This is a genomic window from Paludibacterium sp., from assembly GCF_019232825.1.
Lineage (GTDB): Bacteria > Pseudomonadota > Gammaproteobacteria > Burkholderiales > Chromobacteriaceae > Paludibacterium.
Genome location: NZ_JAFAND010000041.1, coordinates 1 through 15,791, shown reverse-complemented (window position 1 = coordinate 15,791; position 15,791 = coordinate 1). Strand labels below are relative to the sequence as shown.

Sequence of the window (15,791 nt, the reverse complement as noted above, 5' to 3'; positions counted from 1 at the left end):
GGAAAGTTTAATTAATTACATGCTGCTGGCTGGCGATACGACCCAGCCGAACGTGTTGTTGGATGCTCTGGCGCACAGCGCGCCGCAGTACGAGGAGGTTGTCATGACCATTGCAGAAAGACTCCGTGAGGAGGCCCGGCAGAAGGGCATCCAGGAGGGCATCGAGAAGGGCGCGCAGAAAGGCCGTCAAGAAGGGCGGCAAGAAGGGCGGCAAGAAGTGGCGCGTGCCATGCTCATGAACGGTATAGACCGTATTGTCGTCATGCAATGTACTGGCCTCTCCGAGCAGGAGCTCGATTTGCTCCGTCACTGAATAGTCGTGGCGGATGTCATGCGTGTATTGGGCGCTCGCGTTATTTTGGTCCCTGCGATAAATAAAAAACGGCAGCCTCGGCTGCCGTTTTTTATCGCCTGTGACCGGCGTTAGGCCGCGATGTCCTCTCGTGCCGACCCTTCGACCAGCAGATCGAACTCCAGCAGCCAAGCGTCCAGGCCGATGGCGAGCAACAGTTCGGGCGCGGTTTGGCGCATGTGGGTGAGACGGGCGTGCAAGGCAATGAGACGGGACAGATCGAGCGTGGCAGCCATGATGTACCTCCTATCCAGATTGAGATCCACCCTAGCAGAGGGTGGGGGCTGTCCTTACGCTCGCTTCTCCACGAATGAAAGCGTCCAGGGACCTTGCGGTTTCCCTGCAGCCCCCGTGCGAAACAATATGCCGGCCAGGCGCTAGCCTGGCCGTTGGGGCAGTGGAGAAGCGATTCAAAGGAGCCTCCAGCCTAGCCAGCCGCTACGCCGCGGTCCAACCTGCGCGGACAGGGTATTTCATCATGTTCGCATAACACTTAGCGGCGATCCTGATGGCAAGAAAAACGGCCGTCCAACGGCCATTCCGGGTGGTCGGTTTCACGTGAAACGTCAGCCGGCCTCCGGCATCGGCAATCGCGCGGTGACCTTGAAGCCGCCGTGTTCGCCATCGGCAAAGATCAGTTCGCCCTGATGCTGCTTGACGATGCGCGCCACGATGGCGAGACCCAAGCCGCTGCCGCCGTCGGTGCCGCGGTGAGCGGCCAGGCGCTCGAACGGCGCCAGCGCCGCTTGGCGCAGATCCGGTGGGATGCCATGGCCATGGTCGAGGACCGACAACAGCGCATGATCGCCGTCGCGGTCGACCTGCACCACGACCGGCGCTTGGCCGTAACGGCGAGCGTTGTCGATCAGATTGCTCAGCAGGCGCTCCAGCGCCAGCGGGTCGGCAACGATCTCGGGTTCGGCGGCGACGCTGATTTGGACGTCGAGATGTTCGCGGCGGAAGCGCGCCACCACGCTGCTGGCCAACTCGGCCAGCGCCACCGGTTCGCTGCGCGGTTTTTCCTCGCTGCGGGCGAAGTCGATGAATTGGCGCACGATGCCGGACATCTCGTCGATGTCGCTGAGCATGCCGCTGGCGTCGGCGTTATCTCCCTGCAGCTCGACCATCAATTTGAGCCGGGTCAGCGGTGTGCGCAAGTCATGCGATAGCCCCGCCAGCATCAGTCGCCGTTCACTGGCGGCGGCTTCAAGCGATCGGGCCATGCCGTTGAAGCCCTTGGTCAGGGCGCGGATCTCGCTGGAGCCGATGCGTTCGTCGAGCGGCTCCGGAATGCGGCCTTGCGATAGGGCGCGGGACGCTTTGACCACGCGGCTGATCGGCATGGTGGTACGCCAAGCGATGGCGGAGGCCACCAGAATCGCACAGAGCGATGCCAACAGCGCCGCGAGCGACATCGACCCGACCACATGGTCGCGGAAGCGGCCCATCGGCACCACCAGCCAATACGGCGCGCCGAGCACGCGCACCGAAATCCACAGTTGGCGCCGCTGCGCCGGCGATTCCAGGATCTTGACCGTCGGCGTGTGCCCCATCCCTTGGCTCAAGCGCGAGGTCACCAAGGTTTCGAAATCGGTCAGGTGTGTGGAAAAAGTACGTCCCTTATCGGCGTCGGCCGGCAACAACTGAGTCAACCATGGCCGGTTGTAGTCGGTCAGATAGGCCGGCCGCTTAGCGACCGGTACGCTGTCCAGGCGACCCTCCAGGTCGGCCAGCGTGTCGATAACTTGACTGTAGAACTGCTTGGCGATCAGTTCGCGCCGTTCGGTGACGACGATCCACCATGTGATCAACTGTGTCGCCACCACGGTCAAAATGACCAGGAGCGCCAGCCGCAGAAACAGCGAGCCGCCGATTTTCCGCCTGATCATTATTCGCGCGCCTGCCCGTCAGGCACGAAAACGTAGCCGTAGCCCCAGACCGTTTGAATATAGCGCGGCCCAGCTGTCTCGCTATCGAGCGCCTTGCGTAGGCGCGAGATATGCACGTCGATGCTGCGGTCGAGCGATTCGCCATTGCCTTTGCCCAGCGCCATTTCCATCAGTTGCTCGCGCGTCAGCGGCCGGCGCGGATGCGTCGCCAGCACGGACAGCACGGCGAATTCGGCGCTGGTAAGGGTGATCGGTTTGTCGTCGAGGCGCAGCTCTCGCTGTCCCAGATTGAGCGAAAAATCGCCAAAGCGGATCAGCGCGTTTTCGTCGTGGCTGGCCGTCAATGCCGGCGTGGCTTGATGGCGGCGCAGCACGGACTGGATGCGCGCGGTCAGTTCGCGCGGATTGAATGGTTTGGGCAAGTAGTCGTCGGCGCCCATTTCCAAGCCGAGAATGCGGTCGATATCCTCGCCGCGCGCGGTGAGCATGATGACCGGAATCATCTCGCCTTGAGCACGCAAGCGGCGCACCAGCGCCAGGCCGTCCTCGCCGGGCATCATCACATCCAGCACCAGCAGGTCGGGCCGGTTGCGCGCCAGCTTGCGATCGATGTCGCGCGCGTCCGGCAGCGTGTCGATCGCATAACCTTGCTGATCCAGATAGCGGGTCAGCAGCTCTCGCAGTTTGGCATCGTCGTCGATGACCAGAATTTTGCTTTTTTCCATGGAGGTCAGAATAGTCGCGAATTAATCGGCCCGGGCATGCCCGGTGTGTTCAAGTGTTAACAACAGCAAAGCCTACATAAATGTTAATTGATTGGCCAATCAAGCACATGGATCGAACAAATCGGCAGGTTACAGTTGGGTTGCATTCGTGGCCGGATTTGCCACGGATTGCCCTACAATAGCTAAACTGGCGCGATGGGGATGCAGTCGAAACCGATTTTTTTCACCGTGATGTTGCTGGGCCTGACCTCTCAAGGACAGTCGGCGGCCTATGCGCAGCCAGCCGGCAAAGAGTGCGCCGCGCCTGCGGTGGCGGTTTGTGAGGCGCCTGCGCCATTGCCCTCCGGTAACGATAACGCTTTGCGCGCGCTCAGGCTGCAAAACGCGGTGGACAATGGCGACCTATCTCCACAGGAAGCACAGAAGATTTTGAAGTCTCATCCTCACGGCCATCATGGCCTGGGTTTCAATAGCAGTGATCCGGCCGCGCAGCCGCCGGGAGGTGGCCACCGCAATCGCTTTTGGCGCGACGAGCGCCGCCGGTTGCAACCGGCGGACCCCAACGCCCCGCCCAGTTTTCCCGCCAATTTCCCCTAAGGCAGCAGGATCAGCGAGCCGGTGGTGCGGCGCGCCTCCAGGTCGCGGTGCGCGTCGGCCGCGTCGGCGAGCGCGTAGCGGTGCGACGGCGCGACCTTGACCGCGCCTGACCGTAGGCGTTCGAACAGTGCGTTGGCCGACGTTTCCAGCTCCGCGCGCGTGGCGGTGTAATCGCCGAGCGTCGGCCGGGTCAGAAACAGCGAACCCTTTTTCGACAGCAACAGCGGCGAGAACGGCGGCACCGGCCCGGAAGCGTTGCCGAAGCTGACCATCATGCCGCGCCGGGCCAAACAATCGAGCGATGCTTCGAAGGTATCCTTGCCGACCGAGTCGTACACCACCGGCACACCGACGCCGCCAGTCAACGCGCGTACGCGTTCGACAATGTTTTCCCTACGGTAGTCGATGACATGCCGGCAGCCGAGCGCCTGCGCCAATTCGGCTTTCTCCGCCGAGCCGACGGTACCGATGACATGGACGCCGAGCGACGTCAGCCACTGCACCGCAATTTGGCCGACGCCGCCGGCGGCGGCGTGCCACAGCACCGTCTGCCCGGCTTCGACGGCGAAGACGCGGCGAATCAGATACTCGACCGTCATTCCCTGCAGCATCACGCAGGCGGCGACCTCATCCGTGATTTCCTCCGGTAGTTTGACAAGCCGGGCGGCGTCGATAAGCCGCGCCTGGCTATAGGCGCCCGGCGGACCGCCGGCATAGGCAACCCGGTCGCCCACGGCCAGGTGGGCAACACCGTCGCCGAGTGCCTCCACCTCCCCGGCGGCTTCCTGCCCGAGTTCCGACGGCAACGGCAGCGGGTATAAGCCGGCGCGCTGGTAGGTGTCGATGAAGTTGATGCCGATGGCGGTATGGCGCAGTCGGACCTGGCCCGGACCGGGCTCGCCGACGTCGGCCTCGACCAGCCGCAACACCTCGGGACCGCCGGTGCGTTCGAAACGAATGACTTGATTCATGGCGTGCTCCTGGAGGTGGCGGCGAAAGCGGGAAGTGCCGGCAGACATTCCGGCCAGCGCTGCAGCCGGTGGTCGTCGCCATTGAACACGGTTTGGCGGCAGCCATGGAAGTGGCGCGCGGCGCGGCGCCAGTCGAGCACCTCGTCGGCGCTGCCCAGCACCAGCCAAAAGCGGTCCTGATCGGGCTGCGGCAGTCGGTGGGCCATGAGCGCCGCCATGTCGGCCTCGTCGAGCCGATAGTGTTCGCCGGTATAGGGGTTGGTTTGTTCGGCGGGCAGGCGCGCCAAATCGAGATGCGGCTCGATGGCGGGATTGATCAGCACCGCGCGGCGATCCAGCGTTTGTGCCAGCCAAGCGGCGTAAAAACCGCCGAGCGAGCTGCCGATGAGCAAGGTGTCCTGCGGTAGCGCGGCGATCAGTGCCTGTGACTGGGCGATGGCCTCGCCGGGGTGAACCGATAGGGCCGGGCAGTGAAAACGGCTGTCCGGCGCGTGTTTGCCGAGCCAGTCGGCCGTTTCGCGCGCCTTGAGCGATTGCGGGCTGGAGTTGAAACCATGCAGGTAAAGGTAGTCAGTCATGATGGTCCACGGCGAAGAGGCCGGCCGCTTCGCCGGCAATGCCGACCATTCTATTCCGCTTGCCATTGATAGTCGCGCAAGATGGCTTTGAACTTTCCTTGCTGGCGCAGGCGGTCAATGGCGCGATTGAGCTCGTCGACACTGACGCGCGCCTTGGGCGACACCGCGCACATGGTGGGCGTGGAGGCAAATTGATAATTGCTGAGCCGCACCTGCCGAGCCTGATCAGGGTGTACTTTCGCCCACGCGACGTACTCCCATTCCGTAACGATCGCCGCGTCGGCCACCTGGGTGGTGATGGCCCTGATCAGGAGCGCCAACCGGTCTTCCGTATCGCGAAAGGATTTGCCGGTGGCCCACAAGGGATCCAGCGACGGATAACTGTAGCCGCGAATGACGCTGATGCGTTTGCCGACCAGGTCGTCGATCGAACGGACCGGCGGTTTGTTGGCCGGCACGGCTACGCGCTCGACCAGCGGAAAGATTTCGTGCGTCCAGCCCAATTGCCCGGCATCGTCGTACCAAGCCGGATTGGCGTTGCAGACGATGTCGACCGACCCGTTCTCCAGCGCCCACTCCACCCGCTTGCGCGAAATGATCGCAAACACTGCGCGGCGGCCCACGGCTTGAGCGAGCGCCTGGCCGATGTCTTTCGACAGACCGGATTGCAATGTGTTGTGTTCGATCACGGCGACGGGCGGCCCGTCCGAGTCGGCCACGCCGGAGAGCAAGACGCCCGCGGCCGGCGCTGCGAGCGGCAGGAGCACTAAGCCGGTGCCGCAGGAGATATGCAACTTATTCATATCGTTCGAAAACATTCTTCTATAGGGCGCCCCTGGCGGGCCACACACCCCATGCTATGATGGACAGCTCAATTGGATATTTTATCGTTGTAGACCAATACCGGCCGAAATTCATGACAAACAAGACTCCTCATCCGATTTACGCGCAACTCGCTCATCGCATCCTGATTCTGGATGGCGGCATGGGCACCATGATTCAGCGCCATGCGCTTGGAGAGGCGGAATTTCGCGGCGAACGCTTCGCAGACTGGCCGAGCGACGTCAAGGGCAACAACGATTTGCTGGTGTTGACCCGGCCAGACGTCATCGCCGGTGTGCATCAGGCGTATTTGGATGCCGGCGCCGACATCATCGAGACCAATACCTTCAACGCCACACGCATCGCCATGGCCGATTACGGCATGGCGTCGCTGGCATGGGAAATCAATCATGCCGCCGCGAGCTTGTGCCGGCGCGTGTGCGACGCGGCGACGGCGGCCGATCCCACTAAGCCGCGCTTCGTCGCCGGCGTGCTCGGGCCGACCAACCGCACCTGTTCGATCAGTCCCAAGGTCAGCGATCCGGGGTTTCGCAACATTCATTTCGACGAGCTGGTCTCGGCCTATTTGGAGTCGATCGACGGCCTGGTCAAAGGGGGCGCGGATCTGCTGCTGGTCGAGACGATTTTCGACACGCTGAACGCCAAGGCGGCGGTGTTCGCCATTGACCAGTATTTTGATGAGCATGGGGTAACGCTGCCGGTGATGATTTCCGGCACCATCACCGACCAGTCCGGCCGCACGCTGACCGGGCAGACCACGGAAGCGTTCTACAACAGCCTGGAACACGCCGATGCGCTATCGTTCGGCCTCAATTGCGCGCTGGGGCCGGAGATGTTGCGCCCGTATCTGGAGGAGCTGTCCGGGCTGTGCGCGAGCTTCGTGTCGGTGCATCCCAATGCCGGCTTGCCCAATGCCTTTGGCGAGTATGATCTGACCCCGGCGATGATGGCGGCGTCGATCCGCGAATGGGGCGAGGCCGGCTTGATGAACATCGTCGGCGGCTGTTGCGGCACCACGCCGGCGCATATCGCCGCCATGGCCGAGGCGGTGCGCGGGCTGGCGCCGCGCCCGTTGCCGGATATCGCGCCCAAATGCCGTCTGGCCGGCCTGGAGCCGCTGAACATCGGCGAGCACGATCTATTCGTCAATGTCGGCGAGCGTACCAACGTCACCGGCTCGCGTGCTTTCGCCAAACTGATTCTCAACGACGATTTCAACACCGCGCTCGAAGTGGCGCGCCAGCAAGTGGAAAACGGCGCGCAAATCATCGATATCAACATGGACGAGGGCATGCTGGATGCCGAGGCGGCCATGGTGCGTTTCCTCAATCTGATCGCCGCCGAGCCGGACATCGCCCGTGTGCCGGTGATGATCGATTCGTCCAAATGGAGTGTGATCGAGGCGGGCCTCAAGTGTTTCCAAGGCAAGGGCATCGTCAATTCCATCTCGCTCAAGGAGGGCCGCGAGGCGTTCATCCGTCAGGCGCGCCTCTTGCGGCGCTACGGCGCCGCGGTGGTGGTGATGGCGTTCGACGAGGCCGGTCAGGCGGACACGCTGACGCGCAAGATCGAGATTTGCCGGCAGAGCTACCGTATTTTGGTGGAGGAAGTCGGCTTTCCACCGCAGGACATCATTTTCGACCCGAATATTTTTGCCGTCGCCACCGGCATCGATGAACATGCGCGCTATGGGCTCGACTTTATCGAGGCCGCCGACTGGATCCGACGCAACTTGCCGCACGCCAAGGTCTCCGGCGGCGTGTCGAACGTGTCGTTTTCCTTCCGCGGCAACAACAAGGTGCGCGAGGCGATCCATGCCGTTTTTCTGTATCACGCCATTCAGCACGGCATGACCATGGGCATCGTCAACGCCGGCGCGCTGGAGGTGTACGAGGAGATCGATCCGGGTTTGCGCGAGCGCATTGAGGACGTGATTCTATGCCGCGCGCCGCGCGAGGGCGGCGATGCCACCGAACGCTTGATCGCGCTGGCGGAAACCTTCCGCGGCGAGGCCGCCGCGAGCAAGGGCGAAGATCTTGCCTGGCGCGCGCTGCCGGTGGAAAAGCGCATCGAGCACGCACTGGTCAAGGGCATTACTAGTTTCATCGTCGAAGACGCGGAGATCCTGCGCCAAAGCCTGCCGCGGCCGATCAACGTGATCGAGGGGCCGCTGATGGACGGCATGAACGTGGTTGGCGATCTGTTTGGCGCCGGCAAGATGTTCCTGCCGCAGGTGGTGAAGTCGGCTCGGGTCATGAAGCAGGCGGTGGCCTACCTCGAACCCTTCATCGAAGAAGAGAAGCGCCTCTTGGGCACCGCCGATGCGGCGGCGAAAGGGGTGATCGTGCTGGCGACGGTCAAGGGCGACGTGCACGACATCGGCAAGAACATCGTCGGCGTGGTGCTGCGTTGCAATAATTATCAGGTCATCGATCTGGGGGTGATGGTACCGGCACAGAAAATCCTCGACGCCGCGCGCGAACACCGGGCCGACATCATTGGCCTTTCCGGCCTGATCACGCCCTCGCTGGAGGAAATGAGCCATATGGCGCGCGAAATGCAGCGCCATGGGATGACGCTGCCGCTGTTGATCGGCGGCGCGACGACCTCGCGCGTGCATACCGCGGTGAAAATCGCGCCGCACTACGGCGGGCCGGTGGTGTATGTCGCGGACGCGAGCCGTGCGGTCGGCGTTTGCGCGAGCCTCTTGTCCGACGAAATGGCCGAGGATTTCAAACGCAAGGTGGCCGACGATTATCAGCTGGCGCGCGACATTCACGCCGGCCGCGGCGCGGTGAAGCTCGCCACGCTCGAGGAGGCGCGCGCCAATCGCCTGCGCACCGACTGGTCGGCGTACCGCCCCCCTGCGCCGCAATGGCTCGGCGTGCGTCAGTTCACCCATTACGCGCTGGCCGACATCAGCCGCTACATCGACTGGACACCCTTCTTCCAAAGCTGGGAATTGGCGGGCCGTTTCCCCGCGATCCTCGATGACGCCGTGGTGGGCGAGTCGGCGCGCGCGCTCTGGCACGACGCCCAAGCCATGCTGCAAAAGGTCATCGATGAGAACTGGCTACAGGCCAATGCGGTTATCGGCCTTTTCCCGGCGCAATCGGTTAATGGGGAAGATATCCGTATTCTCGACCCGCAAGACGGCAGTGTGCGCATGACCTGGGTCGGGGTGCGTCAGCAGTTGCCAAAGGCGCGAGAGGAAGGCGCCAAGCCGAATTGGGCATTGGCGGATTTCATCGCGCCGGCCGAATCGGGCGTGACGGACTACGTCGGCGCCTTCGCCGTGACCGCCGGTATCGGCCTGGAGGCGCATGTGGCGCGCTTCGAAGCGGCGCACGATGATTATTCTGCTATTTTGCTCAAGGCATTGGCCGACCGGCTGGCCGAGGCGTTCGCCGAGCTGATGCATGAGCGCGTGCGCAAGGAATTCTGGGGCTACGCCGATGACGAGCAACTGGATAACGATGGACTGATCGCCGAAACGTATCGCGGCATCCGCCCGGCGCCCGGTTATCCCGCCTGTCCGGACCACTCGGTCAAGGCGGCGCTATTCTCGCTCATCGATGCGCCGGCCATCGGCATGACGCTGACCGAGCATTACGCCATGTTGCCGACGGCGGCGGTAAGCGGCTTTTATTTCAGTCATCCGGACAGCCGCTATTTCGGTGTCGGCAAGATCGACCGCGATCAGGTGGCCGACGTGGCGGCGCGCAAGGGGGTTAGCCTCGCGCAGGCGGAGCGCGATCTGGCGCCGAACCTGAGCTACGACCCCGCCGACTAGCGCGCGGCGGACTTCAGGATGACCGGCGCGAATTGCGCGCTGTCCGCCGAGCCGGCCAACAACAGCGCACCGTCCTGGATGGTTGCCGACAGCGACATGCCGCGCTCGCACAGCGCGGCGAGCGCCGTCAACGTGGCGGGTTCGACACTGAGAACGCGCAGGTTGCCGAAGCGTTCGAATTTGCCGGCATTCTGTTGCCACCAGATATCGGCGGCGCGACCGCCATAGCTGTAGACCACCACCTGTTCGGCGCGGCCACACGCTTTGCGCAGCCGCTTTTCGTCCGGCTCGCCCAGTTCGATCCACAGCTCGATGTCTTCCGAATAGTTCTTTTGCCACAGGTCCGGCTCGTCGTCGGTGCTGATGCCCTTGGTAAAGCCGAGCGTGTCGCTGGCGTGCAGCGCGAATACCGTCAAACGCAGCATCATGCGCTCGACGGTTTCGGAGGGATGCTGCGCCAGCGTCAGTCCATGGCTGGCGTAATAGTGGCGATCCATGTCGGCAATCGTCAGCTCGGCTTTGTAAATAGTGGATTTGAGCGCCATACGGCAATTCCTGGACGGTTCTTGGAGGGGGGAGTATAGCGGCTTTGCCCGATCGCCGCGGCGGATTAGGTGTGAATGAGGTTTTCATGCCCGCCGAATCCCGTTACACTGGCGCACCCGCGAAAGTGCCAATTCCACGCGGGTTCCGTGGATTTCAATTTTCTTCCCGTCTGCCTGGATTGGTGCCGCCGAGCGCGGTAGGCTGCCGCTGGAGTGCCTTTATCTATGTCTGAAATTTCGTTTGCCGATCTCGGCCTGGCTGAACCGTTGCTGCGCGCCGTGGCCGATACCGGCTATACCACTCCGACCCCGATCCAGCAGAAAGCCATTCCGCTGGTATTGCAAGGCGGTGACCTCTTGGCTGCCGCGCAGACCGGTACCGGCAAAACCGCCGGGTTTACCCTGCCGTTGCTGCAGCGCTTGTCCGGCCGTGCCTGTAAACGCGCCGGCCACCCGCGCGCGCTGGTGTTGACGCCGACGCGCGAGCTGGCTGCCCAGGTGGAGGAATCGGTGCGGTTGTACGGCAAATACCTGCCGCTGCGCTCGATGGTGATGTTCGGCGGCGTTGGCTTCAACCCGCAGGTTGCCCAACTGCGCAAGCCGGTGGATGTGCTGGTGGCGACGCCGGGCCGCTTGCTCGACCACGTGGCGCAGAAGACCCTCAATTTGTCCGATATCGAAATCCTGGTCTTGGATGAGGCCGACCGCATGCTCGACATGGGCTTCATCCACGATATCCGCAAGGTGTTGGCACTGTTGCCGAATGAGCGGCAGAACCTGCTGTTCTCGGCGACCTTCTCGGACGACATCAAGGCGTTGGCCGACCGCTTGCTCGACAATCCGGGCCTGGTGGAAGTCGCGCGTCGCAATACCGCCAGCGAACAAGTGGCGCAGCGCGTGCACTTGGTGGACCGCGACAAGAAGACCGAGCTTTTGACCCAGTTGATCAAGGCCGGCAATTGGTTCCAGGTGTTGGTGTTTACCCGCACCAAACATGGCGCCAACCGCTTGGCGGAAAAGCTGGAGAAGAGCGGTATTTCGGCCGCCGCGATCCACGGCAACAAGAGCCAGGGCGCGCGCACCCGGGCGCTGGCCGATTTCAAGTCCAGCGCGTTGCAAGTCCTGGTCGCGACCGATATTGCCGCGCGCGGGCTGGATATCGATCAGCTGCCGCATGTGGTGAATTTTGAATTGCCCAATGTGCCGGAAGACTACGTGCACCGCATCGGCCGTACCGGTCGCGCCGGGCATACCGGTGAAGCGGTGTCGCTCGTCTGCGTGGATGAGTTCAAGTTTCTAAAGGACATCGAAAAGCTGATCCGTCAGCCGATCGAGCAGTTCACCATTGCGGGCTTTGAAGCCGATCTGAGCGTCAAGCCGGAGCCGATCCCCATGGGCGGCGGCCGTCGTGAGCCACGTGCGCAACAAGGTCGCGGCGGCAATGGCCACGGTCATCGCCAGGGGCAGGGGCAAGGCCAGGGCCACGCGCAACCGCGTCAGGCCAAGGCTAATCCCGGCCATCGCCGCGCTGACGGGAGCAAGCCGAGAAAGCCGGCACCGCGTCAGGGCTGATCGCGTTCTACACCGGTCAGCACCGTGCTCACCTGATCGCACAGGCGTTCGGACAGGTCGCGGTCGCTGACCGCGCGCGCCAGTATCACCGCGCCCAGCATCATGCTCAGTGCCGCCTCGGCCGGTAGGCCAGGCGGTACGCCTGGCAGTTCGGCCAGCCGGTGCAACATCTGCTCAACGCCGTGGGTGAACGCCTGGCGTGAGCGTGTGTCGCGCCGGGCCATCTCGCCGGCGAGCGCGGCGGCGAAACAGCCCGTGTCCGGATGATTGACGTGTTCGCGCGACAAGTAATCTTGAACCACCGCGGTGTACCCGGCCGGCCGGCGCTCGTCCCAGCGGCGCAATAGATGAGCGAACGCCTCATCGCAGGCAGCCGAGACCAACGCCTCTTTGTCGGCGAAGTGCGCGTAAAACCCCCCATGTGTCATACCGAGATCGGCCATCAAGTTGGCGATTCCAACCCCATTCAACCCCTCCGCGCGGTAGCGGCGAGCCGCGACCGATAAAATACGTTGGCGGGTTTTCTCTTTATCTTCAGGATGATAGCGCATGTTGGTTGCCAAAAATGTACTATTGATATGATCACCATCATATAAATAAAGGGGTTTGATTTCAATCAGATAGCTTAATAAGAAACATCATGACGGCAACAACCATCTGGCCGGACGCGCTACGGCTACGCTACCATTGCGCGCTATGGAACTGATTAAATTTTTGCAGCAGCAGGGCCTGGGATCACGGAAAGACTGCCGACGCCTGATTGATCTGGCGAGGGTGCAAATCGACGGCTCGATCATGCAAGACCCGCGTCAGACGGTCGATCCGGCGACTATGAGCCAATTTTGCATTGATGGTGAAAAGCGTGAGATCTTACTGTTCCCGCTTTACATTCTGCTGCATAAGCCGGCTGATTTCGAAGTGTCTCACCAGCCGGCCCACTATCCCAGTGTGTTCACGTTGCTGCCGGCGGCGATGCAGCAGGCGGGATTGCTGGCGGTCGGTCGTCTGGACGCCGATACGACCGGTTTGTTGCTTTTGACAACTGATGGGCGGTTTGTCCATGCGTTGACCTCGCCGCGACGTCACGTCCCCAAGCGCTACCGAGTGACCGTCAAACACGCCGTTTTGCCGGAGATGGTGGCGAAACTTCAAAGTGGCGTCATATTGAAAGACGATAGTGAAAGCGTGGCGGCCGAGGTGGTGACCGTGCTTGACGCGCATACGCTGGAGATGACCATTTCCGAGGGACGTTACCATCAAGTCAAGCGCATGGTGGCCGCCGCGGGAAACCGGGTAGTGGGGCTGCACCGCGAGGCATTGGGCTCGGTGGAGCTGGGGGCGTTGGCCGAAGGCGCTTGGCGCTACTTAAGCGCCGCCGAACGCGCGGCGTTGGGCTTCTGACTTGTAATCTATTTGCTTGCCTACATTTATTGGGCTATAGCCATCCGCATATTGCCATGGCTTTTCATGACTGGATAATCTCATGCAGCAGTTTGACGGAACGACCATCGTGTCGGTGCGCCGCGGGCGCCACGTCGCCCTGGGCGGCGACGGTCAGGTTACCTTGGGCAACATCGTCATTAAAGCCAGCGCGCGCAAAATCCGCCGCCTCTATCAAGAAAAGGTGCTGGCGGGCTTTGCCGGCGGCACTGCCGATGCCTTTACCTTGTTCGAACGCTTCGAAGCCAAACTGGAGAAACACCAGGGACATCTCGTGCGCTCCGCTGTGGAATTGGCCAAAGATTGGCGTACGGACCGTATGCTGCGCCGGCTGGAGGCCATGCTGATTGTGGCCGATACCGAAAACACACTGATCATTACCGGCAACGGCGATGTGCTCGAACCGGAGCAAGGCATCGCCGCCATCGGCTCCGGCGGCGCCTACGCTCAGGCGGCGGCGCGCGCGCTACTCGAGCATACCGATATGGCGCCGCAAGACATCGTCAAGAAGGCGCTCGTGATCGCCGGCGATATCTGCATCTACACTAATCAGAATCATCTCATCGAAACATTGGGCGACGAGTGACCGGGCGTTGCCGGTTACCCGCGTGGGAGAGGTCCATGACGTATATGACCCCGCAAGAAATCGTTCATGAACTGAACAAGCACATTATTGGCCAGGATGCCGCCAAGCGCGCCGTGGCCATCGCGTTGCGCAACCGCTGGCGTCGCCAACAGGTGGACGAGGCTTTGCGCAACGAAATTACGCCGAAGAATATTTTGATGATCGGTCCGACCGGCGTGGGCAAGACCGAGATCGCCCGCCGCCTGGCGCGGTTGGCCAACGCGCCCTTCATCAAGGTCGAGGCCACGAAGTTCACCGAGGTGGGCTATGTGGGCCGCGACGTCGACACCATCATTCGCGATCTGGTGGAAATCGCCATTAAGGACGCGCGCGATACCGCGATCAAGCGCAACCGTTACCGCGCCGAGGATGCCGCCGAGGAACGACTGCTGGATGTGTTGTTGCCGAGGCCGCGTCAACACGCGGGCTTCTTTGCCGACGAACCGGCTGCGGAAGAAAAGCCGGAAGACAATACGACCCGGCAGAAATTCCGCAAGATGCTGCGTGAAGGGCAACTCAACGACAAGGAGATTGAAATCGACGTCGCCGATACGCTGCCGAAGATGGAGATCATGGCGCCACCGGGGATGGAGGATTTCTCCAGTCAACTGCAAAGCATGTTCCAAGGGTTTTCCAGCGGCCGCACCAAGGCACGTAAAATGAAAGTGTCGGATGCGCTCAAGCAAGTGACCGATGAAGAAGCCGCCAAGCTCGTCAACGAAGAGGAGCTGAAAATGGAGGCGCTACGCAATGTCGAACAAAACGGCATTGTGTTCATTGACGAAATCGACAAGGTCGCCAGCCGCGCCGAGGGGCAGGGGGCTGACGTGTCGCGTGCCGGCGTCCAGCGCGATTTGCTGCCGTTGGTCGAGGGGACGACGGTGACCACCAAATATGGCATGGTGAAGACCGATCATATTCTATTTATTGCCTCCGGCGCTTTCCATCTGGCAAAACCATCGGATCTGATTCCCGAACTGCAGGGCCGCTTTCCGATCCGGGTGGAGCTGACCTCACTGTCGGTGGACGATTTCCGTCAGATCCTGACCAATACCGATGCTTGCCTGACGCGTCAGTATGAAGCGCTGTTGGCCACCGAAGACGTTACCCTGCGCTTTAGCGATAGCGGTATTACCCGCATGGCCGAAATCGCTTGGTCGGTCAACGAGAAGACGGAAAACATCGGTGCGCGCCGCCTTTATACCGTGATCGAAAAACTGCTGGAAGAAATCTCTTTCGATGCGCGGCCGGGGGAGTTCGTGATTGATGACCAGTATGTCGACAGTAAGCTGGAGGCGTTGTCTCAGCGTGAGGATCTGGCGCGCTACGTGCTTTAAATTGCCATAAAGCCGTTAATCGCAAAAAAACCGCCATCCTGGCGGTTTTTTTCATGTTGCGCGTTCGATCCGTCAGTAGAGACGTCTTCATCAACCGGCCTAAAACACGGGGAGGTTTATGGAAAATAGATGTTAGTCAGTTAAATAAACAAACAATATCAGTGCATTATGTAAATAATTAGATATTTCCTGCTTATTTTCAAAATAAAGTGTTGACGGAGGTTATATGGCGGCGTATAGTTCACCTCCTCAGCTGCAGCAACACAACGCAGCACCGCTCTTTAACAGAACAGAACAACCGATAGGTGTGAGTGCCGGGGGAGCCCGACACTTGCACTGCAAGAGACAGAAAGTAACCTTCGGGTTTCTTTGAAGTCCTTGCGTGCCAAAGTACGAAATAAGCATAGAGATTGAACTGAAGAGTTTGATCCTGGCTCAGATTGAACGCTGGCGGCATGCTTTACACATGCAAGTCGAACGGCAGCACGGGCTTCGGCCTGGTGGCGAGTGGCGAACGGGTGAGT

The 15,791-nt window shown here is 61.5% G+C and carries 15 protein-coding genes and 1 rRNA gene; 8 read left to right on the top strand and 8 right to left on the bottom strand.

Features of this window, described 5'->3' with window-relative positions; all coding sequences use genetic code 11:
* A partial coding sequence (locus JOZ06_RS04790) for an Rpn family recombination-promoting nuclease/putative transposase (RefSeq protein WP_293229313.1) occupies positions 1 to 313 on the top strand: 313 nt, incomplete at its 5' end.
* Positions 314 to 423: 110 nt separating this feature from the next.
* Here JOZ06_RS04790 and JOZ06_RS04785 read toward each other — a convergent pair.
* From JOZ06_RS04785 to ompR, 3 genes are all read right to left on the bottom strand, one after another.
* Positions 424 to 588, bottom strand: a complete 165-nt coding sequence (locus JOZ06_RS04785) for a hypothetical protein (protein WP_293229311.1) — start codon at positions 586 to 588, stop codon at positions 424 to 426.
* A 330-nt stretch (positions 589 to 918) separates the two neighbouring features.
* Positions 919 to 2,241, bottom strand: a complete 1,323-nt coding sequence (locus JOZ06_RS04780; RefSeq protein ID WP_293229308.1) for an ATP-binding protein — start codon at positions 2,239 to 2,241, stop codon at positions 919 to 921.
* Positions 2,241 to 2,966, bottom strand: coding sequence for a two-component system response regulator OmpR (gene ompR, locus JOZ06_RS04775; protein ID WP_293229306.1), 726 nt, complete (start codon positions 2,964 to 2,966; stop codon positions 2,241 to 2,243). Before ompR ends, JOZ06_RS04780 begins: the two co-directional genes overlap by 1 nt.
* 201 nt (positions 2,967 to 3,167) lie before the next feature.
* Here ompR and JOZ06_RS04770 point away from each other — a divergent pair, with 201 nt between their 5' ends.
* Positions 3,168 to 3,563, top strand: coding sequence for a hypothetical protein (locus JOZ06_RS04770; RefSeq protein WP_293229304.1), 396 nt, complete (start codon positions 3,168 to 3,170; stop codon positions 3,561 to 3,563).
* Here JOZ06_RS04770 and JOZ06_RS04765 read toward each other — a convergent pair.
* From JOZ06_RS04765 to JOZ06_RS04755, 3 genes are read right to left on the bottom strand one after another with little or no spacing between them, the layout of a single operon-like run.
* Positions 3,560 to 4,534, bottom strand: coding sequence for a quinone oxidoreductase (locus JOZ06_RS04765; protein ID WP_293229301.1), 975 nt, complete (start codon positions 4,532 to 4,534; stop codon positions 3,560 to 3,562). The genes JOZ06_RS04770 and JOZ06_RS04765 overlap by 4 nt on opposite strands.
* Positions 4,531 to 5,112, bottom strand: coding sequence for a YqiA/YcfP family alpha/beta fold hydrolase (locus JOZ06_RS04760; RefSeq protein WP_293229298.1), 582 nt, complete (start codon positions 5,110 to 5,112; stop codon positions 4,531 to 4,533). Before JOZ06_RS04760 ends, JOZ06_RS04765 begins: the two co-directional genes overlap by 4 nt.
* A 50-nt stretch (positions 5,113 to 5,162) precedes the next feature.
* The gene (locus JOZ06_RS04755) at positions 5,163 to 5,915 is read right to left on the bottom strand and encodes a transporter substrate-binding domain-containing protein (RefSeq protein WP_293229296.1); all 753 of its coding nucleotides are present in this window, start codon (positions 5,913 to 5,915) and stop codon (positions 5,163 to 5,165) included.
* 113 nt (positions 5,916 to 6,028) lie between these two features.
* Between JOZ06_RS04755 and metH the strand changes: the two genes are divergently transcribed.
* A complete protein-coding gene (gene metH, locus JOZ06_RS04750; RefSeq protein WP_293229293.1) occupies positions 6,029 to 9,748 on the top strand; it encodes a methionine synthase in 3,720 nt (1,239 codons plus the stop codon).
* On the opposite strand, the gene JOZ06_RS04745 is transcribed toward metH, so the two are convergent.
* Complete coding sequence (locus JOZ06_RS04745) at positions 9,745 to 10,293, bottom strand: YaeQ family protein (RefSeq protein ID WP_293229290.1); 549 nt, start codon at positions 10,291 to 10,293, stop codon at positions 9,745 to 9,747. The genes metH and JOZ06_RS04745 overlap by 4 nt on opposite strands.
* A gap of 225 nt (positions 10,294 to 10,518) precedes the next feature.
* Between JOZ06_RS04745 and JOZ06_RS04740 the strand changes: the two genes are divergently transcribed.
* Positions 10,519 to 11,865, top strand: coding sequence for a DEAD/DEAH box helicase (locus JOZ06_RS04740; RefSeq protein WP_293229287.1), 1,347 nt, complete (start codon positions 10,519 to 10,521; stop codon positions 11,863 to 11,865).
* On the opposite strand, the gene JOZ06_RS04735 is transcribed toward JOZ06_RS04740, so the two are convergent.
* On the bottom strand, positions 11,856 to 12,416 hold the full coding sequence (locus JOZ06_RS04735) for a TetR/AcrR family transcriptional regulator (RefSeq protein WP_293229284.1): 561 nt from the start codon (positions 12,414 to 12,416) through the stop codon (positions 11,856 to 11,858). The genes JOZ06_RS04740 and JOZ06_RS04735 overlap by 10 nt on opposite strands.
* Positions 12,417 to 12,561: 145 nt before the next feature.
* On the opposite strand from JOZ06_RS04735, the gene JOZ06_RS04730 reads away from it, so the two are divergent.
* The 4 genes from JOZ06_RS04730 to JOZ06_RS04715 all read left to right on the top strand — a co-directional run.
* Positions 12,562 to 13,266 carry an RNA pseudouridine synthase gene (locus JOZ06_RS04730; RefSeq protein WP_293229282.1) on the top strand — a complete coding sequence of 235 codons (705 nt, stop codon included), beginning with the start codon at positions 12,562 to 12,564 and terminating at the stop codon, positions 13,264 to 13,266.
* A gap of 82 nt (positions 13,267 to 13,348) precedes the next feature.
* Positions 13,349 to 13,891, top strand: coding sequence for an ATP-dependent protease subunit HslV (gene hslV / locus JOZ06_RS04725; RefSeq protein WP_293229281.1), 543 nt, complete (start codon positions 13,349 to 13,351; stop codon positions 13,889 to 13,891).
* A gap of 35 nt (positions 13,892 to 13,926) precedes the next feature.
* Complete coding sequence (gene hslU, locus JOZ06_RS04720; protein ID WP_293229280.1) at positions 13,927 to 15,267, top strand: ATP-dependent protease ATPase subunit HslU; 1,341 nt, start codon at positions 13,927 to 13,929, stop codon at positions 15,265 to 15,267.
* A gap of 412 nt (positions 15,268 to 15,679) precedes the next feature.
* Positions 15,680 to 15,791, top strand: a 16S ribosomal RNA gene (locus tag JOZ06_RS04715); the annotation flags it as partial.